Raw genomic sequence first — 17,808 nt, forward strand, 5'->3', positions numbered from 1 at the left:
TCAGAGCTCGGCTTTCAGTTGATTCAGCAGTTCGGCGTGGGCCGACTGATCGACTTCGCGCTTCAGGATCTGCTCGGCGCCTTGCACGGCGAGGGCGGCGACTTCGGAACGCAGTGCTTCGCGTGCCTTGACGACCTGCTGGTCGGCGTCGGCCTTCGCCTGGGCGATGATGCGTGCCGCTTCGGCGTGTGCCTGGGCCTTGATTTCTTCTGCGACGGCCAGCGCGCGCTTTTCAGCGTCGGCGATACGGCTTTGACCCTCGTTACGGGCAGTAGCGAGCTCTTCACCGACGCGCTTGTGCGCCGCTTCGAGTTCCGCCTTGCCCTTTTCCGCAGCGGCGAGGCCGTCTGCGATCTTCTTCGAGCGCTCGTCGAGGGCGTTGATCAACGGCGGCCACACGAACTTCATCGTGAACCACGCGAGGATCAGGAACACGACCATTTGCGCAAACAGGGTTGCGTTGAGATTCACGGTGTTTCCTTCATCGTTGCTATTCCGGGGAATTGAAACGGCAAGGCGCTCATCGGTTGTGAACTCGATCAGCGCCTCGTCTCCCGTTCCGCCATGCGCCCACTACCCGTTATAGGTCAGGCGCAACCTTCCAGGGAACTTAGCCCGCGAGCTTCGAGAGCAGCGGGTTAGCGAACGCGAACAGCATTGCAACACCAACGCCAATCAGGAACGCCGCGTCGATCAGACCAGCCAGCAGGAACATCTTCGTTTGCAGCGGGTTCATCAGCTCAGGCTGACGTGCGCACGCTTCGATGTACTTGCCGCCCATCAGGCCGATACCGATACAGGCGCCGATTGCACCCAGGCCGATGATGATGCCGATACCGATGGCCGTGAAACCCTGGATGTTGGCGATGAAAGCTTGCATGATCACTCCTTATTGAGATTTTCTGGAACTGGGGATTTAAAACTGCAAATCTGGTTTGACGAGCACTTAGTGCTTGTCGTGTGCCTGGCCGATGTACACCAGCGTCAGCATCATGAAAATGAACGCCTGCAGCAGAACGATCAGGATGTGGAAGATCGCCCAGACGCTGCCCGCAATCACGTGGCCGATGAAGCCAAGCACCGTCGTGTCCGCGCCGAAGCTCCACAGACCGCCCAGCAGCGCGATCAGCAGGAACAGCAGCTCGCCTGCATACATGTTGCCGAACAACCGCAGGGCGAGCGAAACCGTCTTGGCGACGAACTCGATGATGTTCAGTGCAAGGTTCGGGATCCACAGGAGCGGATGCGAGCCGAACGGGGCCGAGAGCAGCTCGTGTGCGAAGCCGCCAGGACCCTTGATCTTGAGGTTGTAGTAAATCATCAGCACGAACACGCCGAGCGCGATGCCGAACGTGCCGTTGAGGTCGGCAGTCGGAACGATGCGCTGGTGCGGCAGCACTTCTGAGAGGCCGAGCCAGCCGATCACGCGCGTGGGCAGGTCGACGGGAATGAAGTCGAGCGAGTTCATGAGCGCGACCCAGATGAAGACGGTCAGCGCGAGCGGTGCGATGAATGCGCGGTTGCCATGGACGATGGACTTGGACTGGTCCTCGACCATCTCGACCAGCATTTCGATGGCGCACTGGAAGCGGCCCGGTACGCCCGGGGTCGCCTTGCGCGCAGCGAGGCGCAGGATGAGGATCGTCACGACGCCGCACAGGATCGACCAGAACAACGTGTCGATGTTCCAGACGCTGAAGTCGACGATCGACGTCTGGTGCGAGGTCGCAAAGTTCTGCAAGTGGTGAGCAATGTACTCGGACGGACCCGGTGCGCTCGTTCCTTCGCTAGCTGCCATATCGTTAAAGCCACCCAAATTGTCGAAAATCGTTTTCGGCCGCTCCCGCCGCAATACTGTATTGCGGGAACGCACCGCCGTGGATCGTGTCTTATCTGCTTCGCATCGGCCAGCTAACTTCCACCGTCATCGCTTCGACGCCCTGACTTGAGGCGGCGCGATGTGGGTGGGTCAGCGCCACGCGAGCGCGATCCAGTATGTCTTTAGTGCGATCAGGTACGTGACGAGCAGGGGAATCCACTGCACGTCGTGATACCAGAACGCGATGGCGACGAACATCGCAATCGTCGCCCCCATCTTGAAGGCTTCACCGAGCATCCAGTTAAACACGGTGCCGGCACGACTCAACTGCTTCAGGCGCGCCGCGAACAGCGCACCGGGAAACCAGCAGATCGCTCCGCCCAGGAACGCAGACAGCGCAGCATCGGCCGGCTGCTTATAAAACAGCCACCATACCAACGTTGCAACCAGGGACAAAACCACTTGCGCCGCGACGACACGAAACGGCGTGACGCGCGATGGGCGACTCACCTGTGCGCCGAAAATTTGCTCGGCTTCGGCCCGGGTGAGCGGAACGATGTCGTTGTTATCTTGCTGGCTGGCGTCCAGCTCATCCCAGCGCGCGTTGTGATCCGCTTTGGAAACAACGCGTCCGGAATTTTTTGCCGCTGCATCCTGCCCCTGGCTGGATGCCCCGACTTCGCCCGGCGGTACATCGGGCCCTTCATGCGCCTGTGGCGCTTCGTCTGGCCTCTGACCCACCATCGCTTGATTCCGGAAATTCGCCGCGCACGCGCCTTATTACAGCGTACTTACAGCATCGCCAACCAAATAAATCCGGGCGATTGTAAGCGATAGTTGCAGGCAATTCAAGACTTTAGGCCCTTCAATAACACCTGTGAAATGCGACTTCATGATGCGGAAAACACGGCGCCGCGAAGGTGTGACCGGTAACTGTAAGGGACGCAGCAGGCAACGCGCAATCATCAGGATGACCAGGTAATTTTGAAGCCATCTGGCGCGCAATCCTGGCGATGCGCCACGATGTGGGACGGGGTGCCGTCAGAACAGATGCAGCAGCAGCGCGCCGCCCAAAAAGGCCACGATCCAGAACGGCACGGCGATCAGGTGAAACAGCAGCCACACGCCGCGCTGGCCGGACAGACGCACGGCGATGAGATTCGCCAGCGAGCCGATGGCGACCCCGAAGCCCCCCACGCTCACGCCAAACGCGAGCGCGCGCCAGTCGTGCGTGAAGCCCGCGAGCACGATGGCGGCCGGAACATTGCTAATAACTTGCGACAGCACCGCGCCTGCGGCAAAAGCGCGCATCGGCGTTTGCAGCGACAGCGACGTCAGCGCGTGATGGATGGCGGGCAGCGCGGCCACGCTGCGCAGGACGATGAACATCAGCACGAAGATCAGCAGCAGCAGCCAGTCGATCTTCAGCACGATGCGAATGCGCCAGATCACGAAGCCCGCGGCGACGGCGGCCAGCGCGACGCCTGCGTGGTGTGCATCGGCGAGCAGCACGAACGCGACGAAGAGCAGAGCCGCCACGCTCGCCAGCGCGCGATCGACGCGCTGCGGCGCGGCGTCTTTCGAGAGATCGAGCGGCGCGGCCCTGAAGAGGAACGCCGCGACCAGGATGAGCATCGCCATGAGAAACGCGCAAAGCGGTGCGAGCCCCACGACGAAGCGTCCGAACGACACCCCGCTCGCCTGCCAGAGAAACAGGTTCTGCGGGTTGCCGAGCGGCGTGAGCACCGAGCCCGCATTCACGGCAAGCGCGATGACGATCACGAGGCGCTTGAGCGGCAGCGGCATGAGCTTGTGCAGGGACAGCACGAGCGGCACCACGACGAAGAGCGCCACATCGTTGGTCACGATCATCGCCAGCACCGCGGCCAGCGCGACGAGCAACAATGCGAGCCCGCGTTCCGAATGAATGTGGTGGACGAGCTTGTGCGCGAGCCAGGTCAGCAGTCCTGAATATTCGATACCCTTCGTCAGAATGAGCAAGCCCGCGAGAGTCATCACCGTTTGCCAGTCGACGAGTGCGGGCAGCGAAGCGATGGGTCGAGGCGCGTAAATCTGCAACGCCACGAACGCCACGACGAGGATCGCGAGCACCGGCTCCGAAACGGCGAATGCGCCGATGCGGCGCAGCAGGCTCAAGGGCTCGCGCGCGCCCTGCTCCGATTCGCGCACCGGCTTTATGCGCCGGCGCGCGCGTTAGCCACGGCGGCGCCCATCGTGCCCATCGTGCCCATCACGCCGCCGTCTCGCCGCGCAGGCGCAGCAGGATGCCGTCGAGCGCGTCGAGGTCGCCGAAGTCGACCGTGAGCTGCCCTCGCCCGCGTCGGCCGAGTTTGATCTTCACCGAGGCGGCGAGCAGGTCCGACAGCTCCTCTTCGAGGCGGCGCGTGTCGCGCCCGCCGTCGTGCGCGGCCTTCGCCTTTACCGCCGGTGCGGCCTTCGTCGTCGCCGAAACGAGCTTCTCCGTTTCACGCACCGACATCCGCTTGTTGACCACCTGGTTCGCCAGCGTGATCTGCGTGGCGGCGTCCACGGCGAGCAGCGCGCGAGCGTGGCCCATGTCGAGATCGCCGGCCAGCAGCATGGTCTGCACGGGCGCCGCGAGGTTGAGCAGACGCAGCAGGTTCGACACCGCGCTGCGCGAGCGTCCCACCGACTCGGCCGCCTGCTCGTGCGTGAAGCTGAACTCGTCGAGCAGGCGCTGGATGCCCTGCGCCTCTTCCAGCGGATTCAGGTCCTCGCGCTGGATGTTCTCGATCAGCGCCATCGCGGCGGCGGCCTGGTCGGGCACGTCCTTCACGAGCACCGGCACTTCGGTCAGGCCGGCGATGTGCGCAGCACGGAAGCGTCGCTCGCCCGCGATGATTTCGTAGCGCCCCGTCGCAACCGGGCGCACGAGAATCGGCTGCATCAGACCCTGCGCGCGAATGCTCGCGGCCAGTTCCTGGAGCGCGCCCTCGTCCATGCGCGTGCGCGGCTGGTACTTGCCGGCCTGCATTTGCGTGAGCGGCAGCGTGTTGGGCGCGCCGTCGATCTTCACCGCCTCGGTGATGTCCGCGCTGCCGCCGAGCAATGCTTCCAGCCCCCGGCCCAGCCCCTTCTTCCGTGCTACTGCATTCATCGTGCTTCCCCAGTCTCGTCAGAGTGCGCGCACGCGCTCGATCATTTCCGCGCCGAACTGCACATAGGCCTGTGCACCGCGCGAGGCGCGATCGAACACCACGCCGGGCAAGCCGTAGCTCGGTGCTTCGGCAAGGCGGACGTTGCGCGGGATCACGGCGTCGAAGACCTTGTCGCCGAAGTGCTCTTTCAACTGCTCGGAAACCTGCTGCTGCAGCGTGATGCGCGGATCGAACATCACGCGCAGAAGGCCGATCACCTTCAGGTCGCGATTCATGTTCGCGTGGACCTGCTTGATCGTATTGATGAGATCCGAAAGGCCTTCGAGCGCGAAGTATTCGCACTGCATCGGGATCACCACGCCATGGGCGGCGCACAGGCCGTTGAGCGTGAGCAGCGAAAGCGCCGGCGGGCAGTCGATCAGCACGAAGTCGTAGTCGGCGTCGACTTCGGCGAGCGCGGCCTTCAGGCGCCGCTCGCGCTGCTCGACCGTCACCAGTTCGACCTCGGCGCCGGCCAGCTCGCGGTTGGCCGGCAGCACGTCGTAACCGACCTGCTCCGGTCGCGTGCGCGCGGCGTTCACCGTGACGCCGTCGACGAGCACCTCGTACACCGTGTTCTCGCACGCGGCCTTGTCGATGCCGCTGCCCATCGTGGCGTTGCCCTGCGGGTCGAGGTCGATGAGAAGGACACGTTGTCCCTGCGATGCGAGGCTCGCGGCGAGATTGACCGTTGTCGTCGTCTTGCCGACGCCGCCCTTCTGGTTCGCAACGCAGAAGATTTTTGCCATCTTTTGTGTGTCCCTTTTACTGCCTTAAGAAGTTTGCTTACGTTATGACCAAACCGCCTCGCACACCATTCGGCCGATTGGCCATCGCCGGACCGGCTCAGACCGCGGCGACCGGCTCAACAGACACTTCGGTCAGGTGACGCTCCGCGTCGAGCATCGGCACGCTCAGGCGAATCGTATTCAGTGCCCGGGTGCCGGCCGGCAGGCGCTCGATCTCGCCTTCGGGGTGCACACCCTTCATGGCCCAGATCGCGCCACCGTCGGCAACGAGATGACGGGCCAGTGTAACGAAATCGGCGAGATCCGCGAATGCCCGAGACACGATCAAATCGAATTTTTTCGATACTTCGATGCCGGGACGCAGCGATTCGACCCGGCCGGTCACCACCGAGAGGTTCGCGAGTCCGAGTTCAGCCTTCGCCTGCGACTGGAACGCCGACTTCTTCTGCACGATATCGTTGAGCGTGACCTGCCAGTCCGGGCGCACAATTGCGAGCACGATGCCGGGCAGGCCGCCGCCGGAGCCGACATCGAGCACCGTTGCTTCGGCGCGCGTCGGCAGATGCGGCACGATCGAGAGCGAATCGAGAATATGCTGGATCAACATCTGACGCGGATCGCGGATCGCCGTGAGGTTATACACGGCGTTCCACTTCGCGAGCAGCGTAACGTAGTCGAGCAACTGCTCGTGCTGCCGTTCGCTGAGTTCGACACCCAGCGCCTCTGCGCCCTCTTTCAGCAGACGAGCCAGCGCGTCGCGGTCCGCAATACCGGGTTGCCTCGAGCGGCCCGTCATTGCGCCACCGGCGTCGAGTCGGTGCCGCTTTCGTCAGCAGCGCCCGGATTCTGGCGGCGGCGACCAAGGCCGCGCTTGAGGTGCACCATCAGCAGCGAGATCGCGGCGGGCGTAATGCCCGAAATGCGCGACGCCTGGCCGATCGTCTCAGGGCGGAACTGGTTCAGCTTCTGGCGCGCTTCAAACGACAGGCCGCGCACTTCCGCGTAATCGATGCCTTCGGGCAGACGGGTATTTTCCTGCGCGCCATTGCGCTCGATCTCGTCGGCCTGGCGATCGATATAGCCCTGATACTTGATGCCGATTTCGATCTGCTCCTTGATCTGGGCGAGCAAAACCTCGTCGTCGGCGAGCGGGGTTTCCGGCGCGCAAGCGCCTTCGCGCAGACCGCAAACGCCGTCGTAACTCACGCCCGGGCGGCGCAGCAGGTCCGCAAGGTTGTATTCGCGGTCGATCGACTTGCCAAGCAGTGCCGTCGCTTCTTCAGCCGAAAGCGTCTTGGGGTTCACCCACGTCGACTTCAGACGCTCTGTTTCACGTGAAACAGCATCGCGCTTGCGGCAAAACGCGTCCCAACGAACGTCATCAATCACGCCCAGATCGCGACCGATCTCCGTCAGGCGCATATCCGCATTGTCTTCACGCAGGCTCAAGCGGTATTCGGCTCGGCTCGTGAACATGCGATACGGCTCGGAGACGCCTCGCGTCACCAGATCGTCAACCAGCACGCCGAGGTACGCCTGATCGCGGCGCGGGCACCATGCGTCCTTGCCCTGCACCTGGAGGCCTGCGTTCATGCCGGCGAGCAAGCCCTGCGCTGCAGCTTCCTCATAGCCCGTCGTGCCATTGATCTGGCCCGCAAAAAACAGGCCGTTGATCACCTTGGTTTCGAGCGATGCCTTGAGGCCGCGCGGGTCGAAGTAGTCATATTCGATCGCGTAGCCCGGACGCAGGATGTGCGCGTGCTCGAGGCCGCGCATCGAGTGCACGAGTTCGAGCTGCACATCGAACGGCAGGCTCGTGGAGATGCCATTGGGGTAGAACTCGTTCGTCGTCAGGCCTTCCGGTTCAAGGAAGATCTGGTGCGATTCCTTCGAGGCGAAGCGATGAATCTTGTCCTCGATGGACGGGCAATAGCGCGGCCCTACCCCTTCGATCACGCCCGTGTACATCGGCGAGCGGTCGAGACCGCCACGAATGATGTCGTGGGTGCGCTCATTCGTATGCGTGACCCAGCACGGAATCTGGCGCGGATGCTGCTCCGCGCGGCCGAGAAACGAGAACACCGGCACCGGATCGAGGTCACCCGGCTGCTCTTCGAGCATCGAGAAGTCGATCGTGCGGCCGTCGATACGCGGCGGCGTGCCCGTCTTGAGGCGGCCCTGCGGCAGCTTCAGCTCCTTCAGGCGCGACGAGAGCGTCACGGCAGCAGGATCGCCAGCGCGGCCACCCGTGTAGTTGTTCAGGCCCACGTGGATCTTGCCGTCGAGGAAGGTCCCCGCCGTCAGCACAACCGCACGGCTGCGGAAGCGGATGCCCACCTGCGTGACGGCGCCTACGACGCGGTCGCCTTCGACCATCAGGTCTTCCACGGCCTGCTGGAACAGCCACAGATTCGGTTGATTCTCGAGGCGTCGGCGGATCGCCGCCTTATAAAGAATGCGGTCGGCCTGCGCGCGCGTCGCCCGAACTGCCGGGCCCTTGGACGAATTGAGGATGCGGAACTGGATCCCGCCCTCGTCCGTCGCCGCGGCCATGGCGCCGCCGAGCGCATCGACTTCCTTGACCAGATGGCCCTTGCCAATGCCGCCAATCGACGGATTGCAGCTCATCTGACCGAGCGTTTCGATGTTGTGAGTAAGCAGGAGCGTCTTGACGCCCATGCGGGCGGCGGCAAGCGCAGCCTCGGTTCCGGCGTGACCGCCGCCGACGACGATTACGTCAAACTCTGTGGGATAAAGCATGGCGGGACCTCACGCATGGACGGAAACGACCGCGTGAGCCTTCTCAGAAAAAAATGGTATGCGCGAATTATAACGGTTTCGGGTTTTCGGCCGTTCACACCCGATTTTTGTTCCCGGACTCGGCCCGTGTTGAACAAAAAAAAGCGGCGTGTTTCACGTGAAACACGCCGCTCATTTCTACAGCAATAGACGAAGTCAGACCGGCTTCTTGGCCAACCCGAGATATGTTTCGATCACGCGCGGGTTCTGCGCCAACTCCCCTGCCGGCCCTTCGAGCGCCAGGTCGCCGGTTTCCAGCACGTAGCCGTAATCGGAAATCTGCAGCGCGGCTCGCGCGTTCTGCTCGATGAGCAGCGTCGCGACGCCGGTTTGCCTCAGCGCGCTGATGATGTGGAAGATTTCCTTCACGATCAGCGGCGCGAGACCCAGGCTCGGCTCGTCGAGCATCAGCAGATCGGGCTTGCCCATCAATGCACGGCCGACTGCGAGCATCTGGCGCTCGCCGCCCGAGAGCGTACCGGCCGCCTGCGCCCGGCGCTCCTTCAAGCGCGGAAACAGCGCGAAAACCGGTTCGAGCTGATCAAGGAAATTACGCTCACCGGCGCGCTTGCGACGGTATGCGCCAAGCACGAGGTTGTCCTCCACCGTCATCGAGGCGAACAGCTCACGCTTTTCCGGCACGAGACACATGCCGCGCGCCACGCGCCGCTCGATCGGCAGCGCGCCAATCTCTTCGCCCATATAAGCGATGCGGCCACTCGCGTGCCCCGCCACGGGCAGCGCGCCCATGATGGCGTTGAGCAGCGTGGACTTGCCCGCGCCGTTCGGACCGATCACGGAGACGATCTGCCCAGCGCCCACCTTGATCGCTGCCTTGTGCAGCGCCTCGATCTTGCCGTAGCGCACCGCGAGTCCGGAAACTTCCAGTACGGGAGTCGTCATCATTCCACCCCGCCCAGGTACGCTTCCAGCACCGCCGGGTCCTTCTGCACCTCTTCCGGCAGACCTTCTGCGATGCGCGTACCGAACTCCATCACCACGAGGCGGTCGGTGAGATTCATCACGAAATCCATGTCGTGTTCGACCAGCAGCACGCTCATCCCCTCTTCTCTCAGCTTGCGCAGCAATGCCGCCAACTGTTGCTTTTCCTTGTAACGCAGGCCCGCAGCCGGCTCGTCGAGCAGCAGCAAGGTCGGATCGCAGCACAGCGCGCGTGCAATCTCCAGGATGCGTTGCTGGCCGAGCGCAAGGCTGCCCGCTTCGTCATACATATGCTGCTCGAGCCCCACGCGGCGGATCTGCTTCGCCGCCTCGCTCATGAGCCGCCCTTCTTCCGTGGCATTGAGCTTGGCGACGCTGCGCAGCACGCCCGCGTGACCCCGCAGATGCGCGCCAATGGCGACGTTCTCGAGCACCGTCATCGTCGGCAGCAACTTGACGTGCTGGAACGTGCGGCCAATGCCGCGCGCGACGATTTCACGTGAAGTCAGGCGATCGATGCGCTCGCCGCGGAACGTGATCTCGCCGCTGGTCGGTTGGAGCACGCCGGTCACGAGATTGAAGGTCGTCGACTTGCCCGCGCCGTTGGGACCGATCAGGCCGATGATCTGCCCCGCCTTCACTTCGAAACTCACGTCGTTCACGGCCACGAGGCCGCCGAACTGCTTGCGCGCCTTGTTCACCGTGAGCAGCATTTCGCCGGTGGCCGGCTTGCTGCGCTGCGGCAAAGCCTCCGCGTGCTCGGGCACATGCGCCCGCGGACCGCGCGGGAAGAAGCGCGCCACGAACGGCCAGACGCCGCGCCGCGCGTATTGCAGCAGCAACACCATCAGAATGCCGAACACGATGATCTCGAAGTTGCCGTTCTCGCCGAGCAGCTTCGGCAGCAGCGTTTGCAGCCAGTCCTGCAGCACGGTGAGAATCGCCGCGCCCAGCACCGCGCCCCAGACGTGCGCCACGCCGCCCACCACGGCCATGAAGAGATACTCGATGCCGTGATTCAGACCGAACGGCGTCGGGTTCACCGCACGCTGCAAATGCGCGTACAGGAAGCCCGAAACGGCCGCGAGCACGGCCGCATAGACGAAGATCACCACACGCATCCAGCCGGTGTTCACGCCCATGGCCTCGGCCATCAAGCCGCCGCCGCGCAGCGCGCGAATCGCGCGTCCCATGCGGCTATTAAGCAGGTTCTGAACCGACACCACGGACGCTAGCACCACGACCCAGATCAGGTAGTAAATATGGCGGCCCGATTCGAGGTCGATGCCCAGCACGTTCAGCACGGGAATGCCGTTGATGCCGTCGTACTTGCCGAGCATGTCGAGATTGCCGAACAGGAAGAACAGCGCGAGGCCCCAGGCGATCGTGCCGAGTGGCAGGAAGTGGCCCGACAGACGCATCGTCACGAGCCCCAGAACGAGCGCCACGAGCCCCGTGATCACCACGCCGACGATCAGCGCGAGCCACGGCGAAACGCCGTACTGCGTCGTCAGATAGGCGGTCGCGTAAGCACCGAGCCCGACGAACGCGGCCTGCCCGAAGCTCGTCATCCCGCCGATGCCCGTGAGCAGCACGAGCCCGATCGCGACGATCGAATACAGGCCGATGTAGTTGAGCAGCGTGATCCAGTACTCGGGCACGTGCACCGGATGCGGCAGCACCGGCAACGCGAACATCACCACGAGGAACAGCCAGAAGAAGCGGTTGTGCATGACGAATCGTTTCATCGCGTCACTCCTCTTCCTCTTCGGCGTGCGGCGTCGAGAGCGAGCGCCACAGCAGCACGGGGATGATCAGCGTGAACACGATCACTTCCTTGTATGAGCTCGCCCAGAACGACGAGTACGACTCCAGCAGGCCCACGAGCACGGAACCTGCCGCAGCCAGCGGATAGCTCACCAGGCCGCCGATAATGGCGCCCACGAAGCCCTTGAGGCCGATCAGAAAGCCAGAGTCGTAGTAGATGGTGGTGAGCGGCGAGACGAGGATGCCGCACAGCGCACCGAGGCCCGCGGCGAGCGTGAACGCAAGCCGTCCGGCCTGTGTGGTGCCGATGCCGACGAGCCGCGCACCGAGCCGGTTCACCGAGGTCGCGCGCAGCGCCTTGCCCGAGATCGTGCGATCGAAATAGAGATACAGCGCGACGATCAGCACGGCGGCCGTGCCGATCACCCAGAGGCTTTGGCCCGAGATCGACAGGCTGCCGATGTTGAACGTTGCATCGGAGAACGCGTTCGTGCGCGAGCCTTCCGCGCCGAACATCACGAGCCCGAGGCCCACCATCGCGAAGTGCACCGCCACCGCTACGATCAGGAGCAGTAGCGTGGTCGCTTCGGCGATGGGCTCATACGCGAGGCGATAGATGAACGGCCCCATCGGCACGACGATCGCGAGCGTGAGCGCGATCTGTACGAGCATGGGTAGCTGCTGGCTCGCTACGCCGCGCGTCACCGCATAGAGCGCGATGGGAAAGAGCAGATACTTGCCCGCAAGCGTCACGAGTGTGCGCGCTGCATGGCGCCGGCGTTCGGCGTGACGCACGAGTCCGGCGGTCTCGACCACGAAGCACGCCGCGCCGAGCGCGACGAGCAGCCAGCAGGTGGCCGGAAACTTCTGCGATTGCAGTGCGGCGAGCGTGAGCGCGCCATACGAAACGAATTCGCCCTGCGGAATGAAGATCACCCGCGTGACGGAGAACACCAGCACCAGGGCGAGCGCTAGCAGCGCATAGATCGCACCGGTGGTGTTGCCGTCCTGCGCGAGGATCGCGGCGATCGATAAATCCATACTCCCCTCTTCCTGAAACTTTCTGGAACCCGGAAAAACTACGACGTCGAAACAACGGCAATGCTGGCGTGAGTGAACCTTCAGAGGCGCGGTTCGGACTTCATGTGTGAAAAGCCGGTGCGCAGCGACGACGCCGCACACCGGTCATGCTTGATCTCGCTTGATCGCAATTGTCAGTGGCCAGAATGACGCCGTGACACGCGCGTGGGTTTCACGGGAAAACGCGCGGCGCTTTCCCGTGCGCCGCACGTTATTCGCTCTGCAGCTTCCACTTGTTGTTGACGATCTCGACGATCACGCGCGCGCGCTGGTCGAGGCCCGCATGATCCGTCGCGCTCATGTTGAAGATGCCGTGCGCGCCCGCCACGTCCTGCGAGCTTTCGAGCGCGGCGCGCAGCGCCACGCGGAACGCCTCGGTACCCGGCTGGCCTGCCTTCAGCGCGACTGGAATGGCGCGCTGGAGCAGCTGCCCAGCGTCCCACGCATGACCGCCGAAGGTCGCCACCGTGCCGACGCCATAGGCCTTCTCATAGGCCGTCTTGTAGGCCAGCGCCGACTTCTTCACGGGGTTCGAATCGGGCAACTGGTCGGCCACGAGGATCGGGCCTGCGGGCAGCAGCTCGCCTTCGCAGTCCTTGCCGCAGACGCGCAGGAAGTCGTTATTCGCCACGCCGTGCGTCTGATAGATCTTGCCTTTGTAGCCGCGATCCTTGAGCGTGGTCGCGGGCAGCGCCGCGGGCGTGCCCGAGCCGGCGATCAGGATCGCATCGGGGTTCGCCGACATCAGCTTGAGCGCCTGGCCCGTCACCGACGAGTCGGTGCGGTTATAGCGCTCGTTCGCCACGATCTTGAGGTTGTGCTTTCCGGCCGCGTTGGTGAATTCCTTGAGCCAGCTGTCGCCGTAGGCGTCGGTGAAGCCGATGAAGCCCACCGTCTTCACACCCTGCTTCTCCATGTAGCTCGCGAGCGCGTCGGCCATCAGGCTGTCGTTCTGCGGCGTCTTGAAGGCCCACTGGCGCTTCCCCTCGACCGGTTCGACGATCGCAGCGGACGCGGCGAGCGAGATCATCGGCGTCTTGCCCTGCGCGACGACATCGAGCATGGCGAGCGAGTTCGGCGTGACCGACGAGCCGATGATGGCGTCCACGTGGTCTTCGTCGATCAGCTTGTGCGTGTTTTGCACTGCCTTGCTCGTGTCCGAGGCGTCGTCGAGCACGATGTACTGCACGCTCTTGCCCGCGATCTCCTTGGGCAGCAGCGCGATGGTGTTCTTCTCGGGAATGCCGAGCGACGCGGCCGGCCCCGTTGCCGAGAGCGTCACGCCAATCTTCACCTGCGCGGCGGCGATGCCCGCCGTGCCCATCAGCGCCACTGCGAGTCCGGCACTAATCGAGCTCAAAACCCACTTCTTCGTTTTCATTGCGCGTCTCCAAACGCTTCGTCTGCGTGTTGTCGATTGATCCTGCGCCGATTACTAGGATATTCGTAAATCGGCGCCGGCCTTTGAGTGTAGTAATCGGGATCGCGCGTGTAATGCATGGTTTTCCCTGCCTGCGGCGCCGCACAAGCCGCCGCACGCGTGGGTGCGCTTTCCCCTTTTATCGACTGACTACTGCCCTGCCTTTACTGCCTTCCCTGCTGCTGCAAAGCCGTTGTAACGGCAACAAAAAAGGCACCTCAATCGAGCGTGCCTTTTTCGTGTTTCGTGCGTCATTCAACCGGCGCTCAATCGCCGGCGAGCTTCCACTTGCCGCCGACGATCTCCACCATCACGCGGGCACGCTGGTCGAGACCCGCGTGGTCGGTCGCGCTCATGTTGAAGATGCCGTGCGCGCCTGCCACGTCATGCGAGTTTTCGAGTGCGGCGCGCAGCGCTTCGCGGAAGGCCTTCGTGCCCGGCTGACCGGCTTTCAGCGCGACCGGAATTGCGTGCTGGAGCAAAAGGCCCGCGTCCCACGCGTGACCGCCGAACGTCGAGATCGAGCCTGCGCCATAGGCCTTTTCATACGCTGCCTTGTACGCAAGCGCCGATTGCTTCACGGGATTCGCATCCGGCAATTGATCGGCGACGAGCAGCGGCCCGGCGGGCAGCCAGGTGCCGTCGCAGTCCTTGCCGCACACGCGCAGGAAGTCGTTGTTGGCCACGCCGTGGGTCTGGTAGTACTTGCCCGCGTAGCCGCGCTCCTTGAGCGTCTTCTGCGGCAGCGCGGCCGGCGTGCCCGCGCCTGCGATGAGGACCGCGTCGGGGTGCTGCGAGATCATCTTGAGCACCTGGCCCGTGACCGAGGCATCGTTACGCGCGAAGCGTTCGTTCGCGACGACCTTGATGTTCTGTTTGGCAGCGGCCGCGCTGAATTCCTTGTACCAGCTCTCGCCATACGCGTCTGCGAAGCCGATGAAGGCTACCGTCTTCACGCCGTGCGCCGCCATGTGCTGTGCGATGGCGCCGGCCATCAGCGCGTCGTTCTGCGGCGTCTTGAAGACCCAAGAGCGCTTGGCATCCATCGGCTCGACGATCGAGGCCGCGGCGGCCATCGAGATCATCGGCGTGGACGTTTCCGCGGCGACGTCGATCATGGCGAGCGAGTTGGGCACGACAGTCGAGCCGATCAAGGCGTCGACATGGTCTTCGCTCGTGAGCTTGCGCGCGTTCTTCACCGCCTGGGTGGAATCCGTGGCGTCGTCGAGCACAATGTAATCGACTTTCTGGCCCGCGATTTCCTTCGGCAACAGCGCAACCGTGTTCTTTTCCGGAATCCCGAGCGAGGCAGCCGGCCCCGTCGCCGACAGCGTCACTCCGATCTTCACATCTGCATACGCCCCGCCGGCCGTCGCCGCGAGCACCCCGGTCGCGACGCAAGCCGCCCCCATCCAACGCAAAACCAACTGCATCTCCACTCCTTCGATATTCGTTTTCTTTATTGCTACGGATTTGTGGCGCACCGCGGCCGATTACCTCATACGCAAATCGATAATCGGCTGCGGGAAATCAACGCAAAAATGCTGACCGCATGGTCGGTGATTGGCGAGTGTAGCGGTCTGCGTATTCAGATGGCAAGCGCTTTCCATTTGCTTACAGTGAGCAGGATTCCGCGCCCGCTTTGCGTAATGTGCAAACGCCTGTGCAGCGGGCGAAGCCGGCCGCGTGGCCTGATTTGCGTAATTTGGGAAGGGATAATCGACGCGTGCGAAGGTGCGTAAGTCGCACGCCTCGGAGCGGATAAAAGATAATCGGCTCGCCGTTGAAAACAGGCGCGCAGAAATATAAAAAGCGCTGTTGGACTCTCATCCAACAGCGCTTCCTTGTCCGGGCACTTGGTGCCTCAGTTGTCTCCTCGTTCTCCACCTGCAAATTCGGTGCATCAGAACTAAGTGCAACTTTAAACTTCACCCCCCTCTGCAGCAACTAGCATTTACCCTAGTGGTGCAGTGCGGCACCGAAATGGGGCGTTGCTACACAGGTTTGTCGCACGGCGGGCCGCCTCGGCATGCCGCAGCGCGACATCTTTGCGCGGGCTATGCCAGCTCAGGCCGGCGGGCGACCATTCTATCGTAGTCCGGAGCAGTCCTGGCATACCCGGCCGTCACGCGCGCAGGGGCCGCACGCGCGCCACGATCTCGCCGACGATGCCGCGCCGGAACGCCAGCACGCAGGCAATGAAGATGAGGCCCGTGACGATCGTTGTGGACTCACCGAGTGAGCGGAACCACTCCACACCCGTCCCTCTCGCGAGCGCCGTGCCGATGTCGCCTAGCCGGTCCTCCAGCGCGACGATCAGCGTCGCGCCGAGCAGCGGCCCGAACAGCGTGCCCATGCCGCCCACGAGCGTCATGAGGATCACGAGGCCGGACATGGTCCAGTACGCGTCGCCGAGCGTTTCGAAGCCGAGCACGAGCACCTTGAGCGCGCCGGCCAGACCCGCGAGCCCCGCCGACAACACGAACGCGAGCAGCTTGAAGCGGTCGGTGTCGTAGCCGAGCGAGACGGCGCGCGGCTCGTTCTCCTTGATCGCCACGAGCACCTGCCCGAACGGCGAATGCACGATGCGCACGATCAGACCGAACGCGAGCACCATCACGACGAGCACGACGTAGTACAGCGTGAGATCGGAACCGAGCGAGAGCACGCCGAACAGCTTGCCGCGCGGCACGCCTTGCAGACCGTCTTCGCCGTGCGTGAACGGGGCCTGCAGGAACACGAAGTAGACCATCTGCGCGAGCGCGAGCGTGACCATCGAGAAGTAGATGCCCTGCCGGCGAATCGCGAAGATGCCGACCACGAGCCCGAGGACCGTGGCCACCACCGTGCCCGCGAGCACGCCCACCTCGGGCGTGAAATTGAGCGACTGGATCGCATAGCCGGCGGTATAGCCCGCGCTCGCCAGAAACATCGCGTGGCCGAACGAGAGCAGGCCCGTGTAGCCGATCAGCAGGTTGAACGCCGCGGCGAACAGGGCGAAGCACAGCACCTTCATCACGAAGAGCGGATAGGCGCCGGCAAACGGCGCGACGATCAACCCGATCAGCAACAAACCATAGAGCGCTTTTCTTTGCATCATCGTTCCTTGCCGAAGAGACCAGCGGGGCGAATCAGCAGCACGATCGCCATGATTACGAACACCACGGTCGCGGAGGCCTCGGGCCAGAACACCCGCGTGAAGCCTTCGATCACGCCGAGCATGAGGCCGGTGAGGATCGAACCCATGATCGAGCCCATGCCGCCGATCACGACCACGGCGAACACGGTGATGATCATCGGCTGGCCCATGAGCGGCGACACCTGGATCACGGGCGCGGCGAGCACGCCCGCGAACGCCGCGAGTGCGACGCCGAAGCCGTAGGTGAGCGTGATCATGAGCGGCACGTTGATGCCGAACGCCTCGACGAGCTTGGGGTTCTCGGTGCCCGCGCGCAGATACGCGCCAAGGCGTGTCTTTTCGATCACGAACCAGGTCGCGAAACACACGGCAAGCGAAGCCACCACCACCCAGGCGCGATAGTTGGGCAGATACATGAAGCCGAGATTGGTCGCACCGGCGAGCAGGTCGGGCACATCATAGGGCTGGCCCGACGAACCGTAGATCGAACGGAACACGCCCTCCACCACGAGCGTGAGACCAAAAGTGAGCAGGAGTCCGTACAGATGATCGAGCCGGTAGAGCCAGCGCAGCATGGAGCGCTCGATCAAGACACCGAACAGGCCGACCACGAGTGGAGCGACGACGAGCATCACCCAGTACGGCAGATCGAAGTACGCGAGCCCCATCCACGTGAGCATCGCGCCCAGCATGAACAACGCGCCGTGAGCGAAGTTGATCACATTGAGCATGCCGAAGATCACCGCGAGACCGAGGCTCAGGATCGCGTAGAACGAGCCGTTCACGAGCCCGAGTAGCAACTGGCTCAGCATTGCCGGAAGCGGAATGCCAAAAATCGTCATGAGAGCCGCCCATTGACGCATTAACGGATTACACAATCATGCCGCGCCCGGCGCACCCACCTCGGGGCGCCG

General features: G+C 63.5%; 16 protein-coding genes. All 16 read right to left on the reverse strand.

Annotated features, from left to right (window positions below):
* On the reverse strand, positions 1 to 471 hold the full coding sequence (locus AB4Y35_RS07525) for a F0F1 ATP synthase subunit B (RefSeq protein WP_133183351.1): 471 nt from the start codon (positions 469 to 471) through the stop codon (positions 1 to 3).
* A 139-nt stretch (positions 472 to 610) separates the two neighbouring features.
* Complete coding sequence (gene atpE, locus AB4Y35_RS07530; RefSeq protein WP_028203308.1) at positions 611 to 880, reverse strand: F0F1 ATP synthase subunit C; 270 nt, start codon at positions 878 to 880, stop codon at positions 611 to 613.
* A gap of 66 nt (positions 881 to 946) precedes the next feature.
* The gene (gene atpB / locus AB4Y35_RS07535; RefSeq protein WP_368703974.1) at positions 947 to 1,798 is read right to left on the reverse strand and encodes a F0F1 ATP synthase subunit A; all 852 of its coding nucleotides are present in this window, start codon (positions 1,796 to 1,798) and stop codon (positions 947 to 949) included.
* 171 nt (positions 1,799 to 1,969) lie between these two features.
* Entirely contained in the window at positions 1,970 to 2,563 is a 594-nt protein-coding gene (locus tag AB4Y35_RS07540; RefSeq protein WP_368703975.1) for an ATP synthase subunit I, read from the reverse strand.
* A gap of 297 nt (positions 2,564 to 2,860) precedes the next feature.
* Complete coding sequence (locus tag AB4Y35_RS07545) at positions 2,861 to 3,976, reverse strand: SLC13 family permease (protein ID WP_368704626.1); 1,116 nt, start codon at positions 3,974 to 3,976, stop codon at positions 2,861 to 2,863.
* A 94-nt stretch (positions 3,977 to 4,070) separates the two neighbouring features.
* Positions 4,071 to 4,958: a ParB/RepB/Spo0J family partition protein gene (locus AB4Y35_RS07550; RefSeq protein WP_042265990.1), complete on the reverse strand. Its 888-nt coding sequence runs from the start codon at positions 4,956 to 4,958 to the stop codon at positions 4,071 to 4,073.
* An 18-nt stretch (positions 4,959 to 4,976) separates the two neighbouring features.
* Positions 4,977 to 5,747, reverse strand: a complete 771-nt coding sequence (locus AB4Y35_RS07555) for a ParA family protein (RefSeq protein ID WP_069264452.1) — start codon at positions 5,745 to 5,747, stop codon at positions 4,977 to 4,979.
* 97 nt (positions 5,748 to 5,844) lie between these two features.
* Complete coding sequence (gene rsmG, locus AB4Y35_RS07560) at positions 5,845 to 6,543, reverse strand: 16S rRNA (guanine(527)-N(7))-methyltransferase RsmG (protein ID WP_368703976.1); 699 nt, start codon at positions 6,541 to 6,543, stop codon at positions 5,845 to 5,847.
* Entirely contained in the window at positions 6,540 to 8,507 is a 1,968-nt protein-coding gene (mnmG, locus tag AB4Y35_RS07565) for a tRNA uridine-5-carboxymethylaminomethyl(34) synthesis enzyme MnmG (protein ID WP_368703977.1), read from the reverse strand. The genes rsmG and mnmG overlap by 4 nt, the downstream gene beginning before the upstream one ends.
* 195 nt (positions 8,508 to 8,702) lie before the next feature.
* On the reverse strand, positions 8,703 to 9,452 hold the full coding sequence (locus tag AB4Y35_RS07570) for an ABC transporter ATP-binding protein (RefSeq protein ID WP_368703978.1): 750 nt from the start codon (positions 9,450 to 9,452) through the stop codon (positions 8,703 to 8,705).
* A complete protein-coding gene (locus tag AB4Y35_RS07575; RefSeq protein ID WP_368703979.1) occupies positions 9,449 to 11,236 on the reverse strand; it encodes an ATP-binding cassette domain-containing protein in 1,788 nt (595 codons plus the stop codon). Before AB4Y35_RS07575 ends, AB4Y35_RS07570 begins: the two co-directional genes overlap by 4 nt.
* 4 nt (positions 11,237 to 11,240) lie before the next feature.
* Positions 11,241 to 12,296 (reverse strand): branched-chain amino acid ABC transporter permease, encoded by a 1,056-nt coding sequence (locus AB4Y35_RS07580; RefSeq protein WP_368703980.1) that lies wholly within the window; start codon positions 12,294 to 12,296, stop codon positions 11,241 to 11,243.
* A gap of 250 nt (positions 12,297 to 12,546) precedes the next feature.
* Positions 12,547 to 13,716, reverse strand: coding sequence for an ABC transporter substrate-binding protein (locus AB4Y35_RS07585; RefSeq protein ID WP_368703981.1), 1,170 nt, complete (start codon positions 13,714 to 13,716; stop codon positions 12,547 to 12,549).
* Between the two features lie 305 nt (positions 13,717 to 14,021).
* Positions 14,022 to 15,188, reverse strand: coding sequence for an ABC transporter substrate-binding protein (locus AB4Y35_RS07590; RefSeq protein WP_368703982.1), 1,167 nt, complete (start codon positions 15,186 to 15,188; stop codon positions 14,022 to 14,024).
* A gap of 692 nt (positions 15,189 to 15,880) precedes the next feature.
* Positions 15,881 to 16,852: a branched-chain amino acid ABC transporter permease gene (locus AB4Y35_RS07595; RefSeq protein WP_368704627.1), complete on the reverse strand. Its 972-nt coding sequence runs from the start codon at positions 16,850 to 16,852 to the stop codon at positions 15,881 to 15,883.
* The gene (locus AB4Y35_RS07600; RefSeq protein WP_342920302.1) at positions 16,852 to 17,736 is read right to left on the reverse strand and encodes a branched-chain amino acid ABC transporter permease; all 885 of its coding nucleotides are present in this window, start codon (positions 17,734 to 17,736) and stop codon (positions 16,852 to 16,854) included. Before AB4Y35_RS07600 ends, AB4Y35_RS07595 begins: the two co-directional genes overlap by 1 nt.
* Between the last annotated feature and the right edge of the window lie 72 nt (positions 17,737 to 17,808).

Source organism: Paraburkholderia sp. EG286A (assembly GCF_040965375.1).
GTDB lineage: Bacteria > Pseudomonadota > Gammaproteobacteria > Burkholderiales > Burkholderiaceae > Paraburkholderia.